Below are 19,786 nucleotides of genomic sequence, written 5' to 3'. Positions count from 1 at the left end.
TAAGTATAAAATTCCATCAGACTTATCAGATCATCTTCTGGTTGTGGAGAATGCTATAATATATCCACAATCTTTAACAATTTTTAAAGTAATTTTGTTATATTTTCACCTATAGTTTAGATATAATATTATTACACCTTAAATCTAATATTTAATGGTATTAAAGTTATAATATGGTATAATTATAGACGAGAAATTTTGGAAATAGTAAGCAATGAAATTTGTATGCTATATAATTTTGGAATTATCCAATTTCCACATTTAAGTAAGGAAATTAAAGAAAAAGAAAGGTGAATTTTATATGTATAAATACAAATATGTGCCTGTGAATTTAGAAGGGGGCTTTTCAGAGGCAGACCATAAGGAAATAATTGATAAACATGTTAAAGAAGGATGGAAAGTGATACAAGCTCTTCCTATGCATTATGATTCATACGGTCAACCTACAGAATATGAAATAATATTTCAAAAAAAAATAGAAGAATAAAAATAAATTTATTTTAGACTTTTATCATTTCAGTAGACATATCTTTTTTAATTTGACATTAATCCATTTATTCTATAGATAAACTGAGTTTCTTTAATTATATAAATAAAACTTATTTTATTATATAAGCAGAAATTAATTTTTTACCATATAAGAAAAGTGCTACGCACTTTTCTTAGTTGACGTGTTTTCCTCGTAAAGAAAAGAATTAAGCAAAACTCAATTCTCAAATTCTATTTATATATACTATTCTAGCAACTGTTAACGTCAGAAAATTTTATTATTTCAGAAAATAGTATTGAATTCTTTAAAAAAATTCTTTATAATATACTTAATGACAAAAGTAACGGTATTGAGCAAATGTAATAAAATTAAAATAATATTTCGAAAAATACTAATGATAATGGTGACATAGTTACCTAAAACAGCTAGAGGAGGTGATAAGATTGGAAGAAAAATACTTATTGGGAATTGACGCAGGGACTTCAAATGTAAAAGCTGTATTATTTGGCATTGATGGCGAAGAAAAATTCATTTCATCTAGAAAAAACAAAATTATAAGAAAACATAGAACATGGACAGAACAGGATATGAATTTATTGTGGGCTGATCTTTGTGATGCTATTAAAGAAATTATAGAGAACAACAATATAGATTCAGATTCAATATTAGGCATAGGTATTACTGGACAAGGTGAAGGATGCTGGCTTATAGATGCTCAAGGTAATCCGGTAAGAAATGCTATTTTATGGTCTGATGGAAGAGCTTCTAATATTGCTGAAGAGATTAAAAAAGATAAAAAACAATCAGATAAGATAAAAGAAATTACAGGTTCTTATCCATTTCAAGGAGCAACATCAATAATTTTAAAATGGTTAAAAGAAAATGAGCCTGATGATTTAAGAAAAGCAGCGTACTGTTTCTTTTGTAAAGATTGGCTTAAATATAAGCTTACTGGAAATATAAGTTTAGAAATTACAGATGCTTCAACTTCTATATTGGATTTGGAGAGCAAAAAAAATTCTTCTGAACTTATGAAAATTTTAGATATAAAGGAATATGAATATTTATTTGCAGATATAATTAAACCTTATGAATTATCAGGAACTATAAGCAAAGATATTGCAAAGCTTACAGGATTAAGTGAAGGAACTCCTGTAGCTGCTGGCATGATGGATGTAGTAGCATCTGCTGTAGGAATGGGAGCTGTAAAAGAAGGCGATTCTTGTACTATACTTGGAACAACGTGCTGTAATGAAGTTGTAAAATCATCTTATAAAAACAATACAGATAATGCTTTTGGTTTTGAATGTCATGCAGTAGACAATCTATATTTAAACGTTATTGCATCTATGGCAGGAACTCCTAATTTAGATTGGATTATAAATAATTTTTTTATAGAAGAAAAAAAATTAGCAGAGGAAAAAAATAAGAATTTATATAGAATTTTAGAAGAAAAAATCAAGGATATACCTGTTGGCGCTGGTGGTGTTATTTATCATCCATATATAAGTACGGGAGGAGAAAGAGCTCCATTTTCTAATCCAAATGCTAGAGCTCAATTCTTTGGTATATCAGCTAATTCAGAAAAGTACCACTTGTTAAAAGCTGTTTATGAAGGTATAGCCCTCTCAATCAAAGATTGTTTACAAGGAATGAATAATTCAGGGAAAATATATTTAGGCGGCGGTGGTGCTAAAAGCTTTTATTGGGCACAGATAATTTCTGATTGTACTGGAAAAGAAGTAATAATTTCGAAGGGAAATGAATTTGCAGCAAGAGGAGCTGCACTTGCTGCTGGAGTAGAGATAGGTATTTATAAAGATATTGTTAATGCATCATTAAATACTTTAAAGGTTAAGAAATGTTTTATACCAGAAGAAAAAAACAATAAAAAATATGAAAAAATATATAAACTTTATAAGGAACTTAGAGAAGTTGAAAATAATTTATGGAATGTAAGAAAAGAAATTTTTCATTCAGAATATTAAAAATTTTTGGTAGAGGTGATTGTTAATGTGTAATTATATTGAAGAAAAGAAAATGGTAATTGAAGCTGGAAAGAAAATGTTAAACAGTGGTTTAACTGTAGGAACATGGGGAAATCTTAGTGTGAGAACTAAGGATAAAAAATACATGGTTATAACACCAAGTGGTGTGGATTATGAAAAAATTACTCCAGAAATGATGTCTTTAGTAGATATGGATGAAAATTTAGTATCAGGTAAAAAACCTTCTATAGAAGCAGGCCTTCATTTGGGGATTTATAAAAATAGAGAAGATGTAAATGCTGTAATTCATACACATTCTATTTATACTTGTACGGTAGCAGCTACAAGGGAAGATGTACCTCCAGTATTAGATGAAATGGCTCAAATAGTTGGTGGAGGAATAAAAACAGCTAAATATGGATTGCCAGGTTCGCCAGAACTTGCACGTAACTGTGTAGAAGCGTTAGACGATAGAATGGCAGTTTTACTTGCAAATCATGGTGGCGTTTGTGTAGGAAAAGATTTACAAGATGCATTTAAAATTACAAATGTAGTAGAAGTGTCACTTAAATCTTATTGCTTAGCAAAGGCTATGGGAAATCCAGTAGCTTTAGATGATAAAGATGTTGATTTTATGAGAGATTTTTTCTTAAATAAGTACGGTAAATAATTATAGTGTAATTTAAAGTAATGCATTGAATACAGAAAAAATGAGAGTAGGTGATGTTGTGAAGGTATTAGTAACTGCTGAAATAAATGAAGAAATGTTAAAAGAATTAGAAAAATATTGCGAAATTAAAATTGCTGGTTGGTGTAAGGAACTTAGAAAACTTGAAGAAGATGAGATGATTGAACTTCTGCAAGGGAAAGATATATTAATAACTAGTTATGATCCAATAACAAAAAAAGTTATTGATGAATGTAGTGATTTAAAATTAATAGCTTGCACTAGAGCTAATCCAGTTAATATTGACATTAAAGCAGCTAATGATAGAAATATACCAATTATATATACACCAGGGAGAAATTCGGATTGTACTGCAGAGTTTACAATAGCTTTAATGATGAGCATAGGAAGAAAAATTCCTATGGCTTATAAAAGCCTTAAGGATGGAATGCATGTAGCAGATGAAAAAGTTAAAAATGTTGTTCAGGCAGGATTAAAAGAAGATGTAACTTGGGCTTTAGGTGAAGGAACTCCTTATGTATTATTTAAGGGAATGCAGCTTAAAGGGCATATTTTAGGTTTGGTTGGATATGGAAGTATAGGAAAAAGAGTAGGGAATATTGCAAGAGCTTTTGGTATGAAAATATATATTTATGATCCATTTTTATCTGAAATAGAGATAAATGACGTTGTTCAAGAAAAAGTATCATTTGATAAACTTCTTAGAGAATCAGATTTTATAACTTGTCATTGTAAAGTTGATGAAAGTACAAGAGGACTTATGGGGAAAGAAGAATTTAATAAGATGAAAGAAACAGCTTATTTCATAAATACATCAAGAGGGGCAATTGTTGATGAAGAAGCTTTAATAGAAGCTTTAAGAGAAAGAAAAATAGCAGGGGCAGCATTGGATGTATTCGAATCAGAACCAATATATAAGAAACACCCTTTTGTAAAAGAACTTGATAACATTGTTATTACACCTCATTTAGCAGGAGCTACTTATGATGCTATAGACAATCATACTAAGATGATTGTGGAAGATGTTAAGAGATTTTTAAATGGTGAAGGAATGTTGTACGAATATAAATAGAACTGAGGAGGAATACAAAATGACTAATATAGAAAAATGGGGAGAAAATACAAAGGCAGTACATGTAGGAAGTAAACCTTGTCCAGCTACAGGAGCCTTGGTATCCCCTATATATCAAACATCTACTTATGCATATGAAAGCACAGAAGAAGCAGGAAAAATATTTACAGGTGAAAAATTTGGATATCTTTATGGAAGAGACCATAGTCCTACAGAAATACAGCTCGAAGAAAAAATAGCAGCGCTTGAAGGCGGAGAAGCTTGTAAAGTATTTGGATCAGGAATGGCTGCAATAGCAAATGCACATATGGCTCTACTTAAGGCGGGAGATCATGTAATCTGTGGAGATGTTGTTTATGGAGGAACATATGGATTATTTGATAAAATGCTAAGACCTTTTGGAGTTGATGTAACTTATGTAGATACTTCAAAGATTGAAGAACTTGAAAAAGCTTTAAAACCTAATACAAAGGTAGTTCATATAGAAACTCCAGCAAATCCTACACTAAGAATAACGGATATAAAGGAAGTATCAAAATTTTGTAAAGCACATAATTTGAGTTTAGTAGTTGATAATACATTTATGACACCATATCTTCAAAAACCTCTTGAATTGGGTGCAGATATAGTTGTGCATAGTGCAACAAAATACTTAAATGGTCATGGAGATTGTATAGCAGGGGTTGTTGTTGGTTCTAAAGAATTTATTGAAAAAGGTTTACATGAAGGCGTAACTAAAATTGGAGCATTAGTTTCACCATTTACATGTTTCTTGGTAAAACGTGGAATTCAGACTCTTCCTTTAAGAATGGAACAGCATATAAACAATGCAATGAAGGTTGCTGAATATTTAGAAGCTCATCCAAAAGTAGAAAAGGTTCTTTATCCAGGACTTAAATCTTTCCCTCAACATGAGTTAGCTAAGAAACAAATGAAGGGATTTGGAGCACTAATATCATTTGAAGTTAAGGGCGGATTAGATAAAGCTAGACAGCTTTGTGATAACTTAGAAATGATAGAACTTGCAGTAAGTCTTGGCGATGTAGGAACACTTATAGAACATCCAGCTTCCATGACCCATAAATCTTTACCGGTAGAAGAAAGAAGAGCTAGTGGAATAACTGATGGATTAGTAAGACTTTCAATAGGTATAGAAAATATTGAAGACATTATAACAGATTTAGACCAGGCGTTTGATAAAATGTAGAAATCAATTTATAAAATTTCACAAGAAAACCTCCGTTACTTATTGCGGAGGTATTTTACTATAATAGTGATTTTGAAGAATTAAATTAAGTGGCGCTACAACCATGGATAAGGATTTCTAGGATTAAGCTGAATCTCAAAAAATGTGAATAAATGTGTCGAAATGTGATAATATGTTTTTAAATGTTGAATAAAGTTGTAAGTTATGATAAGATATTGTTAACAAATAAAGAATGTTAAGGTGATAAAAAGTAATGTTAGCAGTTGATAGGTTGAAAAAAATAGAAGAATTATTAATTGAAAATGGTAGTGTGATAATTAGTAATTTAAGCGAGTTGTTAAATGTTTCCGAAGAAACAATTCGAAGAGATTTAGAGAAGCTTGGAAAAAAAAATAAATTAAAACGTGTTCGAGGTGGTGCTTATTTATCTGAAACATCAGACAATGAAGTGCCAATTAGGATAAGAGAAAAAATATTTTTAGAAGAAAAGCAATTAATTGGAGAAAAATGTATTGAATTGATTGACGAGGGAGATTGTGTGATGCTTGACAGCAGCACAACTGCACTATATATTGCTAAAAATTTAAATACAAGTAAGAAAAAATGTACTGTTATTACAAACTCTCTAAAGATTGCATCTGAATTTGAGAACAGCAAAAATGTTAAGGTAATTTGTTTAGGTGGAACTCTTCGAAAAAGTACTAGTTCTTTTGTTGGATATATCACAACTGATAGTTTACAAAGATTATCTGCTGACAAATCTTTTATAAGTTGTTCTTCTATAAGTGCAGACTTTGGTGTAACAGATAATCATGAGTTAGAAGCAACTGTAAGAAAGTGCATGTTAACGAATTCAATGAAAAAATGTTTGGTTGTGGATTATACAAAATTTGATTCACCGTCAGTTAATCAAATTTGCAAACTGAATGATTTAGACATGATTATAACAGATAGAAAAATTCCGAAAAAATATAAGGATATTTTAATGAAAAATGAAATAGAAATAGTTATTGTAGGTTAAGATAGGAGGGGAAATTAAGTATGGAAAATTTTATGTTTAAAAGTGGTACTAGAATCATTTTTGGAAAAGGTGCTGAAAAAACTGTAGGTGAATATGTTGTAAAACATAGCCGTAAGGTATTGGTTCATTATGGTGGGGATTATCTAAAAGAGTTTGGAATTCTTGATAGAATTACTAAATCTCTTGAAGAAAATGGTATAGAATATGTTGTTTTAGATGGTGTTGTTCCAAATCCAAGATTATCTTTAGTACGTAAAGGTATTAAGATTTGTAAAGAAGAAAACATTGATTTTGTATTAGCAATTGGTGGCGGAAGTGCTATTGATTCTTCTAAAGCTATTGCAGTAGGAACAAAGTATGATGGTGATGTTTGGGATTTCTATTCTGGTAAAACAGAGCCTAAATCAGCTTTAAAGGTTGGAACAGTTCTAACGATTCCAGGTTCTGGTTCAGAAATGTCAGAAAGCAGTATTATTACTAATGAAGAAAAAAACTTAAAATGTGGTATAGATTGTGAATTAATTGTTCCTGAGTTTTCTATTTTAAATCCTGAGATGTGTTATACAATACCACCATACTTGATGTCTTGTGGAATAGCTGATATTTTATCTCATTTATTTGAAAGGTATTTTACTCCTACAAAAAGTGCAATACTTAGTGATCACCTATTAGAAGGTGCAATGAAGGCAGTTTTAGAAGTTGGACCTCGTATGAAGAAGGAACCCAAAAACTATGATAATTGTTCAGAAATTATGTGGTTAGCAACAGTTTCGCATAACGGTATGTTAGATGCTGGTAGAATTTCAGACTGGGGTTCTCATAGAATTGAGCATGAAATAAGTGCACTTTATGATATAACTCATGGTGCTGGTATGGCTATAATTTTCCCAGCGTGGATGAAATATGTTAAACATCAAAATATGGAACTATTTGCACAGTTAGCTACAAGAGTATTTGGAGTTGCAGATGAAGAAGATAAAGATGTTGTAGTTGAAAAAGGAATAATTTGCTTAGAAAAATTCTTTAAGTCATTAGGTCTAAAGACTACTTTAACTGAAGCAGGAGTTCCTGTGGATAGATTTGAAGAAATGGCAATGAAAGCAGTAGGCGATTCGGAGTGTGTAGGTAGATTTAAACAGCTAAAAAAAGAAGATATAGTTGAAATTTTAAAATTAGCAATTTAGTTCAGATAAAAATGAATTTATTAATAAAAAATTAGGAGAGTTTAGACATGAATTTAAATGAATTAAAACATGAATTATTAAAAACTGCAAAATCTTCTTACAATTTAGGGCTTGTAGCTGGAACAAGCGGAAATGTAAGTGTTTATGATAAGGAAACAGATTCTATGATTATAACTGCATCAAGTGTACCTTATGATACAATGACTTTAGAAGATTTAGTTGTATTAAAACTTGATGGTACAATTCTTGAAGGATATAACCAACCTTCTTCAGAGTGGAGAATGCACGCACAAATTTATATTGAACGAAAAGATATTAAGTGTGTTTTACACACACATTCACCATATGCTACAGGATTTGCTGTATGCCAAGAACGAATACCAGTAATTTTAATTGAAATGGTACCATTTATTGGTGGAGATGTTCCAGTTGCAAAATTTGGAATGCCAGGAACAGACAGTGTTGGAATTGAAGCTTTAAAGGTTTTAGATGATAGAAAAGCTTGTTTATTAAGTAATCATGGAACTTTAGCAATTGGAGAAACAATTGATAAAGCGTTAACAACTTCAATATATCTTGAAGATGCTGCTAAAATATATCACATTGCTAAAAATGCTGGTAATGTAAAAATTCTTTCAGAAAAAGAAATAAATGCGATGAAAAACTCTTAAGTTAAAACATTATGGTTTTATTACGAATATATAAAAGAAGGTGTAAAAATGTTTAGAGCAGATAAAGGATTAGCATTTATATTACAATATGAAAATGTGGCATGGTATGAGGATGGAAAGGTTCGTATTTTAGATAGAAGAATTTATCCTCTAGAAACAAAATTTGTAGAATGTAAGGATCATGTTGAGGTTTCTAAAGCGTTAACAGATATGGTAACTCAAAGTGGTGGACCTTATATTGCAGTAAATATGGGTATGGTTTTAGCTGTTCATGAGGCAAAAGCTTTACCAAATGATGAGTATATTGAATTCATTAATAATGCAGCTCATACTTTATGTCATGCTAGACCAACTACAGTTGCAAATATGTTGAAAGCAGTGGATAGATGTCATAAGACTGCGCTTGAAGTTGTTAATAATCGTGAAAATGCAGTTCAAATTGTATTTGAAGCAGCAATTGACGAAGCGAATAAAAAATATCAAAGATATGAAAAAGTAGCTAAGTATTTATATGAAAAAATTCCTCAAGATGGAACAATAATGACACAATGTTTTGGGGAAACAGTTATTGGAATGTTAATGAGGCTTTGTAATGAAAATAATAATAATATTAAAGTTATTTGTACTGAAACTAGACCGTATTTTCAAGGAGCTCGTTTAACAGCTAGTGTAGTGAGAGATATGGGAATTGATGTTACTGTAATAACTGATAATATGCCAGGTTATGTAATGAAACTAAAAAATGTAGATTTATTTACTTCTGCTGCAGATGCTATAACAATGGATGGACATGTTGTAAATAAAATTGGTACATTCCAGATGGCTTTAGCAGCTCATTACTGGGGAATACCTTATTTTACTACAGGTATACCTAATCACAAACACCCAGATATTAGTTCAGTTAAGATTGAAGAAAGAGATCCTGAATTTGTGACACAAGCTATGGGAGTGAAAACTACTATGGAGGGAGTTAAAGGATTCTATCCTTCATTTGATATAACTCCACCTAAATTGATTTCAGGAATTGTTACAGACAAAGGAATATATTCCCCTTATAATTTGAATAAATACTATGAATAAAAAACCTGAAGGAGTAGGAAAACTCACTCCTTCAAGAGTACTCCTTTAACAGAAGAGAAGTAGTACTTGGTTTGATGTGTTTTTATAAAAACTATTGACAGAATATATAAAGAAATCTCAAGTTTTAAATAATAAACAATTTTATATCAATTTAAATGATGGAGGAGTAATTATGAGTAAAACAGATGTTAACGTAGAATCAAGCCGTTTTGATCAATATTTTTTAATGGATGAAAACGATGCTGTTGAATATGCAAAAGAAAAATTAGATTTTTTTGAAGATACAACTAACCTAGAATGTAAGGAAATAGGTGATGGAAATTTAAACTATGTGTTTAAAATTGTGGATAAGAATTCTAATAAATCATTGATTTTAAAACATTCTGGTGAAGATACTAGAGCAAAATCAGGAAGAAAATTAAATGTTGATAGAAATGGAGATGAGTGTAAGGTATTACAGCTTCATAATAAATATTGTCCTGAGCTTGTTCCAGAAATATATATGTACGATGAGGTTATGAATTGTTATGCAATGGAAGATCTTTCTGATTATACAATTATGCGTACTGCTTTAGTACAGAATAAAACATTTCCTCATTTCGCTGATAATATCACAACATTTATGGTTGACACTTTGTTACCAACAACTGATGTTATTTTAAATCATAAAGAGAAAAAGCAATTAGTAGAAGAACATATAAATCCAATTTTATGTGAAATAAGTGAACAATTAGTTTTTACAGACCCATTTGGTAACTTTTCTAACGAAAATATTGTTCTTGATTCAATGAAAGATTTTGTTGAACAGAATCTTTACAATGATAATTCACTTAGAGTTGAAGGTGCAAAATTAAAGTTTAACTTTATGAATAATGCACAAGCTCTATTGCATGGAGATCTTCACACTGGATCAATATTTATTAAGGAAGATGGGTTAAAGGTAATAGATCCTGAATTCGCATTTTTCGGTCCAATAGGATATGATGTTGGAAACATAATAGCTAACTTGTTTTTAGCATGGGCACATGGATTTTCAACTATTGAAAATGAACAGGAAAGATCAAGTTATATTTTAAATATAGAAAAATGTATTGTTGATATTGTGGATATGTTTAAAAATAAATTTATCAAAAAATTTAGACAGGAAGCTACTGATTTAATGGCTAAAAGTGAAGGCTTTGATAGCTGGTACCTTAAGGGTGTATTAGAAGATACAGCTGGAAGTGTAGGACTAGAAATGATAAGACGTATTGTTGGAGTTGCTCCGGTTGAAGATATTACTAGTATTAAAGATGAAGAGAAAAGAGCTAAAGTTCAGAAAATATTAATTTTAGCAGGTAAAGATTTTATATTAAATAGAAGCAAATACACAACAGGAGAGCAATTTGTAGAAACACTTAAAAAATATAGCAAATGTATCTAATTAAAGGAATTTTTAATTATGCAATTTTCTTAATTATTACAAATTAAAAGCTATAGACGAAATTGATACTGATGAATCAAGAGAAGAACAAAAGAAAACTTACGCGTTAGTTATTCAAATATTTATTTAACATAAACTATTCAAATAAATTATAAGGAGGTGATCTTACAAAAAATATTGTAACAAGAGAATTAAAGGTAATGTTTATTTGTTCTCAAGCAGGTATAAAAATTATGCTTGATATCAACACTAAGGTAAAGACAGCAGATTTAGCATCTTAAGCCAATAAAAATAGCTATAGATGTATTAAGCAATTATTGTGTGATAAAACATGTAGTTTTGGGATTAATTAAGATTATAGTAATGTAATTAACAAAATAATGTAAACGTAAACATATTTTGTAGTATGCAAGTGGATTAATAAATTTATACTAAAATGTCTTTATTTTATGAAAATTATTTTAATTTTAGGAGGAATTATTAATGAAAAATCAAGATAACAAAAATAATAGTTTTTTAGGTTTAACTCCGTTAATTTTATTTTTAGCTATATTTATGTCGACAGGAATAATTACTAAAAGTTTTACTAATATGCCTGTACTTGTAGCATTTATAGTTGTATTAGCATATTCTTTAACTCTTAACAGAAAAGGTGAAAAACTGTCTATAGATGAAAAAGTAGATATTTTTTCTCGCGGTGGTGGAGAACCAACCATAATACTTATGGTAATAATATTTATATTAGCTGGTGCTTTTTACTCTGTAGCAAATGCTATGGGAGCAGTTGAATCTACAGTAAATTTAGGTTTGAGTATTTTACCAACTAAAGCAATTTTGCCTGGTGTATTTATGATTGGATGTGTAATATCTTTTGCTATGGGTACTTCAATGGGAACAGTTACTGCCCTTACACCAATAGCAGTTGGAATGTCTCAACAAACAGGTATTTCATTACCTTTAATTGTTGCAACAGTAGTAGGGGGAGCAATGTTTGGAGATAACCTTTCATTTGTATCTGATACTACAATAGCAGCTACAAGAACACAAGGTATAGAACTTAGAGATAAATTTAAGATGAATATTTTAATAGTGTTACCAGCAGTTATAGTTACTTTAATAATATTAGCTTTTATCCCAATAGGCAGTGCTACTCTTGAAGTTGGACCATATTCTGTAGTAAAAATATTGCCATACTTATCAATAATTATATGTGCTTTATCTGGACTAAATGTAATGGCAGTGTTAGCAGTAGGTATATCAACTGGTGCAGTTATAGGATTAGGTATTGGTGCATTTAATTTTGTTGAATTATTAGGATTTATTCAACGTGGTTTTGGATGGATGGAAGACCTTTGCTTAATAGCTATTGTTATTGGTGGTATAGTAGAGTTAATGAAGTATTATGGTGGAATAGGATTTTTACTTGAAAAAGTAACTTCTAATGTTAAAACTAAAAAAGGTGCAGAATTAGGAATTGCAGTACTTGCTAGTTTAATAGATATAGCAACAGCAAATAACACTATTGCTATAGTTAGTGCTGGTCCTTTAGCAAAAGATATAACAAAACAATATGATATTGACCCAAGAAGAACAGCAAGTTTGCTTGATATTTTCTCATCTGCATTCCAAGGAATAGTTCCTTATGGTGGTCAAATACTTGTTGCAGCAGGATTAGCTAAATTATCTCCAGTTGAATTAGTGCCTTACAGCATATATTCTATGTTAATGATTGTATTCGGAATATTAGCAATAGTATTTGGAATACCAAGATTAAAAAGACCAGGTAGTAAATAAAAAATAGATTTATTAGAAGGTTAATAAAAAATAAAAATTATAAATAGTTTTATTTATTAATGTGTATAATTAAAATTATTAAAAGTTAAATAAAGCACCTCAGATTAATTTGAAAAAAGTAATCTGAGGTGCTTATTTTAGTAAGATAAATAGGAGGTCTATTTTTTTTGAAGATGGATATCATAAGAAATATGTAATAAATTTTGTTAAAAGGAGAGGGTTACTATGAAGGAAACTATAATGGCTATAACTATTGAACCTAGAAATGCAAATGCACCAGAAGTACAGCAGATTTTAACAAAGCATGGATGCATAATAAAAACAAGAGTAGGACTTCATGACATATCAGATAATACATGTTCACAACGTGGATTAATACTTCTACATATTTGTGAAAAAGAAGATGAATCGGAAGAGTTAAAAGAAGATTTATCAGCGGTTGATGGTGTTAAAGTTAATACAATGGTTATTTAATTTAAATATTAGGATAATGAAATCTCTAAAATATTATATTTAGAAGTTTTATTATCCTAATATTCATTTTAAAGCTTAGAATATTTACAAAGATTTAAAATTAAAGGAATAGTATTTATAAAAAACCACTAATTTCAATTAGAATATCATATGTGAATATGCTAAAATAAATTCATAAAATGTGAGAATTTTTTAACAAATGAATAAAAAACTTAACGTAGCTTCAATTTTATTATAATAAATTAATCTTAATTTTGAATTATGAAAGGGTTATTAATAAATAATAGCATAGGGAGTGAGTAGTTTGAAGGAAAACAAATGCTGTTGCGGATGCGGCAAAAATGATGACAGATTAGAAAAGACAAGAGAAATTATTGAAAAACATAAAAATATAAAAGGAGCATTGATACCTATATTACACGACATTCAAAAGATATATGGATATCTTCCGGAAGAAGCACTTAAAATAGTGTGCATGGGATTAAAAATTCCTATGTCAGAAATATATGGAGTTGTAACATTTTATTCAGAATTTGCACTAGAGCCTAAAGGAAAGCACACAATAAAAGTCTGTATGGGAACAGCTTGCTATGTTAAAGGAGCTCAAGCTATTATTGAAAAATTATCTTCAGTACTTGATGTAAAAGTAGGAAAAACAACAAAGAATGGTGAATTTACATTAGAAGCAGCTAGATGTCTTGGAAGCTGCGGGCTTGCTCCAGTTGTAACCGTTGATGATAAGGTTTACGGAGGAGTACATCCTAATGATGTGATAAGAATACTTGAAGAATATAAATAGCAAGGAGATGATTTTATGAGAAATATATCTATACAGGAGCTTGAAGAAATAAAATTTAAAACGTTGGAAAGAGTTAATCAGGGAACAGATAGAAGAACTACTAGAATAGTTGTAGGAATGGCTACTTGTGGAATAGCTGCAGGTGCAAAACCAGTTTTGGATGCTATAAATAATGCAATTGAAGAGTTAGAACTTGATAATATAGTAGTTACTAAAACAGGGTGTATTGGAGCTTGTAAATTGGAACCTATTATTGAAATTATAAAACCAGGAGAAGAAAAAGTAACATATGTAAAAATCACACCATATAAAGCAAGACAAATAATAAATGAACATGTAGCTAACGGAAACATAGTTGAAGAAAATACTATTCATATTATTAACAATAAAATTATAAATGATTTTTCAATAATAGATGACTGAGTGGGGGAGAAATAATGGAAGCTTACAATTCTCAAATATTAATAAGTTGTTTAGAAGAGTCTAATTCATTGGATTGTAAAAAAATAATGAATATTTTTAAGCAGGAGATAAGAAAGTATAAATTAGAGAGAGAAGTGGAAATTTTAAAAACTAGCTGTCTTGGACTTTGTGAGATGGGACCTGTTGTTATTATTTATCCAGAAGGAACTGTCTATACTAAAGTTAAGAGCGATGATATAAAGGAACTTGTGGAAGAGCATTTTATTAAGAATAAAAAACTAGAAAGACTTTTATATAAACAGAAACCTGGTGATGGAAGAGTTAGAGCTATAAATGATATAGAGTTATTTAAAAAACAAAATAGAATTGTGCTTAGAAATTGTGGAATTATAGATCCAGAAAATATTGACGAATATATAGCGTTTGATGGATACAGAGGGCTTGCAAAGGTGTTAACTGAAATGAGACCGGAAGAAGTTATTGATGTTGTTACGAAATCAGGACTTCGTGGAAGAGGTGGTGGTGGGTTCCCATCAGGTATAAAATGGGGATTTGCTGCAAAACAAAAATCAGATGAAAAATATGTAATCTGTAATGCTGATGAAGGAGACCCAGGAGCTTTTATGGATCGTTCTGTTTTAGAAGGAGATCCACATTCTGTACTAGAAGCAATGGCTATAGAAGGATATGCTATAGGTTCAAATAAAGGCTTTATATATGTTAGAGCAGAATATCCACTTGCAGTAGAAAGACTCGAAACAGCAATATTTCAAGCAAAAGAATATGGGCTATTAGGGAACAATATTTTAGGAACAGATTTTAAATTTGATATTGAAATAAGGCTTGGAGCAGGAGCTTTTGTATGTGGAGAGGAAACTGCATTAATGCAGTCAATAGAAGGTAAAAGAGGAATGCCAATGCCTAAGCCACCATTCCCAGCAGTAAGTGGACTTTGGGGTAAGCCTACAGTAATAAATAATGTTGAGACTCTTGCCAATATAAATCCTATAATACTAAAAGGGGATAAATGGTTTAGAAAAATTGGTACAGAAAAAAGTCCAGGAACTAAAGTGTTTGCACTAGGTGGTAAGATAAAGAATGCTGGGCTTGTAGAAGTACCTATGGGAACAACTTTAAAAGAAGTTATATTTAGCATAGGTGGAGGAATTCCAAATGGCAAGAAATTCAAAGCAGTTCAAACGGGAGGTCCATCAGGTGGATGCATACCACTACAGCATATAGATACTCCTATAGAATATGATACTTTAATTGAACTTGGTTCAATGATGGGGTCAGGTGGAATGATAGTAATGGATGAAGATAATTGTATGGTTGATGTAGCAAGGTTTTTTCTGGATTTTACCAAAGATGAATCTTGTGGAAAATGTACACCCTGTAGAATTGGAACTAAAAGATTGCTTGAATTACTTGAAAAAATAACTCAAGGACAAGCTGAAATGAAAGAATTTAGAAAATTAAAAAAACTATCTAAACAAGTGAAAGTTGCTGCATTATGTGGACTTGGACAAACAGCACCTAACCCTATATTATCAACAATAAGATATTTTGAAGATGAATATATTGCTCATATTGTAGATAAAAAATGTCCAGCAAAAATATGTAATGAGCTTGTTGAATATAAGATTTTAGAAGATAAGTGTAAGAAATGTGGTATGTGTGTAAGAAATTGTAATGTTGGTGCAATAAGTGGAAAAGTTGGAGAAATTCATGTGGTTCATTCTAATAAATGTATTAAGTGTGGATTCTGTATGGAAGTATGTCCGTTTGACGCTATAGTTAAACAATAATTTGTTGTGAGAGGTGAAAAAAATGGAAACAATTAATATAACGATAGATGACATCAAAGTACAGATCCAAAAAGGAACAACAGTGTTGGAAGCAGCAAGATCTATTGGAGTTGAAATACCTACGTTATGTTTCTTGAAGGATATTAATGAAGTTTCAAGCTGTAGAATCTGTTTAGTAGAAGTAGGTTCTAAACTTCTAACATCTTGTACTTTGATTGCAGAAGAAGGAATGGCTATAAAAACTAACAACAGGAAAGTAAGAGAAGCAAGAAAGTCAGTTGTAGAATTACTTTTATCAAATCATAAAAGAGAATGTACAACTTGTGAAAGAAGTGAAAACTGTGAGCTTCAAAAGGCTGCTAAAGAATTAAATATAAGAGAGTTAGAATATGAAGGTGAAGTAACAGAATGTCCAATGGATATATCTTCAAAATCTATTGTAAGAGATTCGGAAAAATGTATTTTATGTGGAAGATGCATAAGTGTATGTAAAAATGTACAGACTGTTGGGGCAATTAATTTTGCTGGCAGGGGATTTGATACAAAAATAGCCCCAGCGTATGATAGGGAACTATCGGAAACAAACTGTATAAACTGTGGACAATGTATAATGGCATGTCCTGTAGGAGCATTAAAAGAAAAAGGAAATATAGAGCAGGTATGGGAGACTATAGATGATCCAGATAAAATTGTAGTTGTTCAAACAGCACCAGCTGTAAGAGTTGCGATAGGAGAAGAATTTGGATTTGATATGGGTTCTAGAGTTACAGGTAGAATGGTTGCAGCATTAAGAAAGCTCGGATTTGATAAGGTGTTTGATACTGATTTTGCTGCGGATGTTACAATAATGGAAGAAGGAACAGAACTATTAGGTAGGATAGAAAAAGGTGGCAAACTACCGCTTATGACATCTTGCTGTCCAGGATGGATAAAATTTGTTGAGCATAACTTTCCTGATATGATAGAGAATTTATCAACATGTAAATCACCACAGGAAATGGAAGGAGCTTTAATTAAAAGTTATTTTGCAGAGAAGAATGGAATTGATCCATCTAAAATAGTGGTTGTTTCAATTATGCCTTGTGTAGGTAAAAAATATGAAGGGCAAAGAGAAGAATTATCAAATAATGGAATACAAGATGTAGATTATGTACTTTCAACTAGAGAGTTTGCTCAAATGATAAAAGAAGCAGCGATTGATTTTATAAATCTTAAAGATGAAGAGTTTGATAATCCTTTTGGAGAATCTACAGGAGCTGCTGTGATTTTTGGTGCAACAGGGGGAGTTGCTGAAGCAGCACTTAGAACTATATTTGAAATTACAGCAGGTAAAGAACTTGAAATAGTAGATTTTAATATTGTTCGAGGAATAGAAGGAATTAAAGAAACAGCTGTTATTCTTCCAGATGGAAGAACTGTAAATGCAGTAGTAATACATGGTCTTGGTAATGCAAGAAAGATATTGGAAGCAATAAGAAATGGTGAAAAGCAATATGACTTTATTGAAATTATGGCATGCCCCGGTGGATGTGTAACGGGAGGTGGACAGCCTATTGTAGATGCTAAAACAATAGAAAAAATAGATGTAAGAAAAGAAAGAGCAAAAGCTATTTATGATGAGGATAAATCATTGAAAATAAGAAAATCACATAAAAATAAATCCGTAATGAAGCTATACGAAGAGTTCTTAGGAAAGCCTAACAGTCACAAAGCGCATGAATTGCTTCATACACATTACATTAAAAGAGATATGTTTTAATATAGGTATATAAATATAATAAGAAAGAACTAACATAATTTATTTTTAAAATTATGTTAGTTCTTTTTTATTATATAAAAAAAATGTGGGATATAATGTTTGTTTTTAAATTTTTTTACAATATTTTTTTTGTTTTACAATTCAAATGTTTTATTTGCTAAAAAAAACCAAAATAATAAGAAAAATTAAGAAAAAAATGTTGATTTTTAAAAATAATATTAGTATAATAATTTCGGAGAAAGTTTAGTAATTATAAACATGAGGTTTAGTATAAGGGTTAATAAGAGAGGTTAAATTATGAATATTGGTGAAAAAATTAAGCGATTAAGAATAGAAAAAAGCTTAACTCAGATAGAATTGGCTAATAGATGTGAATTATCTAAGGGATTTATTTCACAAATTGAAAGAGATCTTACATCACCATCTATAGCAACGTTAGTAGATATTTTAGAATGCTTGGGTACAAATTTGAAAGATTTTTTCAATGATGGAGAAGAAGAAAAAATAGTGTTTTCAAAGGAAGATATTTTTGAAACAGAGGATGAGGAGCTTAAATATAAGCTTGAATGGGTTGTAACTAATGCTCAAAAAAATATGATGGAGCCTATTTTGGTGACTTTACAACCAGAGGGTAAATATAAAGAAGATGAACCACATGAAGGTGAAGAGTTTGGATATGTTTTATTAGGCAGTATATGTGTACATTTGGGAAATAAAAAATATAAGGCAAAAAAAGGCGAAAGCTTTTATTACAAAGCAAAATCCAATCATTATATTTCAAATGCTAGCAAAAGTGTTGCAAAAGTATTATGGGTAAGTACACCACCCAATTTTTAATTATTTTTTGTGAGGTGAGGATAGTGGGGGAAAATATAATTAAATTAGAAGGTATATTTAAAGAATACCAGGAAATACAAGTTTTAAAGAATATTAATCTTAACATTAGAAAAAATGAGTTCTTAACTTTACTTGGACCTAGTGGGTGTGGGAAAACCACTACTTTAAGAATTTTAGGTGGGTTTGAAGAACCTACTAAAGGAAAAGTTTTTTTTGAAGGCAAGGTTACTAATGATGTTCCAGCATATAAGAGACAAATTAATACTGTATTTCAAAAGTATGCATTATTTCCTCATATGAATATATATGAGAATATTGCTTTTGGATTGAAAATAAAAAAGATTCCTAAAGATGAAATAAAATCTAGAGTACAAAGAATGCTAAAGCTTGTTGACTTAGAAGGATATGAAAAAAGAAGTATAGATTCTTTAAGTGGTGGGCAGCAGCAAAGAATTGCTATAGCAAGAGCTCTTGTAAATGAACCAAGAGTTTTATTGCTTGATGAACCTCTAGGGGCATTGGATTTAAAATTAAGAAAAGAAATGCAGATTGAATTAAAAAATATGCAGCAAAAATTAGGGATTACTTTTATATATGTTACTCATGATCAAGAGGAAGCGCTAACTATGTCAGATACTATTGTTGTTATGGACAAGGGAGAAATACAGCAAATTGGAACTCCACAAGATATATATAATGAACCTAAAAATGCTTTTGTAGCTAAATTTATAGGAGAGAGTAATATAGTTGATGGAATAATGCATAAGGATTTTTTAGTAGAGTTTTCAGATACAAAGTTTGAATGTGTAGATAAAGGTTTTAAAACAAATGAAAAAATTGAAGTTGTTGTTAGACCGGAAGATATAAAAATGGTAAGTGCACAAGATGGAATGTTAAAAGGGGTAGTTGAGTCTCAAATATTTAAGGGTGTTCATTATGAAATGGTGGTAAGAGAAAATAATAGAAGGTGGATACTGCATAATACTTTAAGTGCAGAAATAGGAAACATAATAGGAATGAATATTATGCCAGAAGATATTCATATAATGAAAAAGGTAACTGTGTAAT

The 19,786-nt window shown here is 30.4% G+C and carries 18 protein-coding genes; all 18 read left to right on the top strand.

From position 1 onward, the window contains the following. Positions 1–301 precede the first annotated feature (301 nt). The 18 genes from OW763_RS03460 to potA all read left to right on the top strand — a co-directional run bounded on the left by OW763_RS03460 (position 302) and on the right by potA (position 19,785). The gene (locus OW763_RS03460; protein ID WP_268039662.1) at positions 302–487 is read left to right on the top strand and encodes a DUF4177 domain-containing protein; all 186 of its coding nucleotides are present in this window, start codon (positions 302–304) and stop codon (positions 485–487) included. Between the two features lie 446 nt (positions 488–933). Further along, positions 934–2,478, top strand: a complete 1,545-nt coding sequence (locus tag OW763_RS03455) for an FGGY-family carbohydrate kinase (RefSeq protein ID WP_268039661.1) — start codon at positions 934–936, stop codon at positions 2,476–2,478. Positions 2,479–2,503: 25 nt separating this feature from the next. Beyond that, positions 2,504–3,148 (top strand): class II aldolase/adducin family protein, encoded by a 645-nt coding sequence (locus OW763_RS03450; protein ID WP_268039660.1) that lies wholly within the window; start codon positions 2,504–2,506, stop codon positions 3,146–3,148. Positions 3,149–3,206: 58 nt separating this feature from the next. Further along, complete coding sequence (locus tag OW763_RS03445; protein WP_268039659.1) at positions 3,207–4,238, top strand: 2-hydroxyacid dehydrogenase; 1,032 nt, start codon at positions 3,207–3,209, stop codon at positions 4,236–4,238. 19 nt (positions 4,239–4,257) lie between these two features. Beyond that, positions 4,258–5,445, top strand: a complete 1,188-nt coding sequence (locus tag OW763_RS03440) for a trans-sulfuration enzyme family protein (protein ID WP_268039658.1) — start codon at positions 4,258–4,260, stop codon at positions 5,443–5,445. A 253-nt stretch (positions 5,446–5,698) separates the two neighbouring features. Then, positions 5,699–6,466 carry a DeoR/GlpR family DNA-binding transcription regulator gene (locus OW763_RS03435; protein WP_268039657.1) on the top strand — a complete coding sequence of 256 codons (768 nt, stop codon included), beginning with the start codon at positions 5,699–5,701 and terminating at the stop codon, positions 6,464–6,466. 20 nt (positions 6,467–6,486) lie between these two features. After that, positions 6,487–7,650, top strand: a complete 1,164-nt coding sequence (locus OW763_RS03430) for an iron-containing alcohol dehydrogenase (RefSeq protein WP_268039656.1) — start codon at positions 6,487–6,489, stop codon at positions 7,648–7,650. Positions 7,651–7,697: 47 nt separating this feature from the next. Then, positions 7,698–8,321 carry a class II aldolase/adducin family protein gene (locus tag OW763_RS03425; protein WP_268039655.1) on the top strand — a complete coding sequence of 208 codons (624 nt, stop codon included), beginning with the start codon at positions 7,698–7,700 and terminating at the stop codon, positions 8,319–8,321. A gap of 48 nt (positions 8,322–8,369) precedes the next feature. Next, complete coding sequence (locus tag OW763_RS03420) at positions 8,370–9,401, top strand: S-methyl-5-thioribose-1-phosphate isomerase (RefSeq protein WP_268039654.1); 1,032 nt, start codon at positions 8,370–8,372, stop codon at positions 9,399–9,401. 172 nt (positions 9,402–9,573) lie between these two features. Further along, a complete protein-coding gene (mtnK, locus tag OW763_RS03415; RefSeq protein ID WP_268039653.1) occupies positions 9,574–10,824 on the top strand; it encodes an S-methyl-5-thioribose kinase in 1,251 nt (416 codons plus the stop codon). 483 nt (positions 10,825–11,307) lie between these two features. Further along, a complete protein-coding gene (locus OW763_RS03410; RefSeq protein WP_268039652.1) occupies positions 11,308–12,618 on the top strand; it encodes a Na+/H+ antiporter NhaC family protein in 1,311 nt (436 codons plus the stop codon). Positions 12,619–12,843: 225 nt separating this feature from the next. Next, a complete protein-coding gene (locus OW763_RS03405; protein ID WP_268039651.1) occupies positions 12,844–13,092 on the top strand; it encodes a CPF_0552 family protein in 249 nt (82 codons plus the stop codon). A 304-nt stretch (positions 13,093–13,396) separates the two neighbouring features. Then, on the top strand, positions 13,397–13,891 hold the full coding sequence (gene nuoE / locus OW763_RS03400; protein WP_268039650.1) for an NADH-quinone oxidoreductase subunit NuoE: 495 nt from the start codon (positions 13,397–13,399) through the stop codon (positions 13,889–13,891). A 15-nt stretch (positions 13,892–13,906) separates the two neighbouring features. After that, a complete protein-coding gene (locus OW763_RS03395; protein ID WP_268039649.1) occupies positions 13,907–14,314 on the top strand; it encodes a (2Fe-2S) ferredoxin domain-containing protein in 408 nt (135 codons plus the stop codon). Between the two features lie 14 nt (positions 14,315–14,328). Further along, on the top strand, positions 14,329–16,122 hold the full coding sequence (locus OW763_RS03390) for an NADH-ubiquinone oxidoreductase-F iron-sulfur binding region domain-containing protein (protein WP_272507279.1): 1,794 nt from the start codon (positions 14,329–14,331) through the stop codon (positions 16,120–16,122). Positions 16,123–16,144: 22 nt separating this feature from the next. Then, positions 16,145–17,881, top strand: a complete 1,737-nt coding sequence (locus OW763_RS03385; RefSeq protein WP_268039648.1) for an NADH-dependent [FeFe] hydrogenase, group A6 — start codon at positions 16,145–16,147, stop codon at positions 17,879–17,881. A gap of 297 nt (positions 17,882–18,178) precedes the next feature. Next, positions 18,179–18,718, top strand: coding sequence for a helix-turn-helix domain-containing protein (locus tag OW763_RS03380; protein ID WP_268039647.1), 540 nt, complete (start codon positions 18,179–18,181; stop codon positions 18,716–18,718). A 23-nt stretch (positions 18,719–18,741) separates the two neighbouring features. Then, the gene (gene potA / locus OW763_RS03375; protein ID WP_268039646.1) at positions 18,742–19,785 is read left to right on the top strand and encodes a spermidine/putrescine ABC transporter ATP-binding protein; all 1,044 of its coding nucleotides are present in this window, start codon (positions 18,742–18,744) and stop codon (positions 19,783–19,785) included. Position 19,786: the final 1 nt, after the last annotated feature.

It is taken from the genome of Clostridium aestuarii, from assembly GCF_026735135.1.
Lineage (GTDB): Bacteria > Bacillota > Clostridia > Clostridiales > Clostridiaceae > Clostridium_H > Clostridium_H aestuarii.
Note: the sequence above shows the minus strand (reverse complement) of the source record. Positions and strands in the feature narration are given on the sequence as shown.

What these genes read in the sequence shown, in the direction of transcription:
- OW763_RS03390 (WP_272507279.1), top strand. Translation starts at nt 14,329, where the DNA reads ATGGAAGCTTACAATTCTCAAATATTAATAAGTTGTTTAGAAGAGTCT.
- OW763_RS03460 (WP_268039662.1), top strand. Translation starts at nt 302, where the DNA reads ATGTATAAATACAAATATGTGCCTGTGAATTTAGAAGGGGGCTTTTCA.
- OW763_RS03420 (WP_268039654.1), top strand. Translation starts at nt 8,370, where the DNA reads ATGTTTAGAGCAGATAAAGGATTAGCATTTATATTACAATATGAAAAT.
- OW763_RS03385 (WP_268039648.1), top strand. Translation starts at nt 16,145, where the DNA reads ATGGAAACAATTAATATAACGATAGATGACATCAAAGTACAGATCCAA.
- OW763_RS03380 (WP_268039647.1), top strand. Translation starts at nt 18,179, where the DNA reads ATGAATATTGGTGAAAAAATTAAGCGATTAAGAATAGAAAAAAGCTTA.
- OW763_RS03430 (WP_268039656.1), top strand. Translation starts at nt 6,487, where the DNA reads ATGGAAAATTTTATGTTTAAAAGTGGTACTAGAATCATTTTTGGAAAA.
- OW763_RS03395 (WP_268039649.1), top strand. Translation starts at nt 13,907, where the DNA reads ATGAGAAATATATCTATACAGGAGCTTGAAGAAATAAAATTTAAAACG.
- OW763_RS03450 (WP_268039660.1), top strand. Translation starts at nt 2,504, where the DNA reads ATGTGTAATTATATTGAAGAAAAGAAAATGGTAATTGAAGCTGGAAAG.
- OW763_RS03425 (WP_268039655.1), top strand. Translation starts at nt 7,698, where the DNA reads ATGAATTTAAATGAATTAAAACATGAATTATTAAAAACTGCAAAATCT.
- OW763_RS03440 (WP_268039658.1), top strand. Translation starts at nt 4,258, where the DNA reads ATGACTAATATAGAAAAATGGGGAGAAAATACAAAGGCAGTACATGTA.
- OW763_RS03405 (WP_268039651.1), top strand. Translation starts at nt 12,844, where the DNA reads ATGAAGGAAACTATAATGGCTATAACTATTGAACCTAGAAATGCAAAT.
- mtnK (WP_268039653.1), top strand. Translation starts at nt 9,574, where the DNA reads ATGAGTAAAACAGATGTTAACGTAGAATCAAGCCGTTTTGATCAATAT.
- OW763_RS03435 (WP_268039657.1), top strand. Translation starts at nt 5,699, where the DNA reads ATGTTAGCAGTTGATAGGTTGAAAAAAATAGAAGAATTATTAATTGAA.
- OW763_RS03410 (WP_268039652.1), top strand. Translation starts at nt 11,308, where the DNA reads ATGAAAAATCAAGATAACAAAAATAATAGTTTTTTAGGTTTAACTCCG.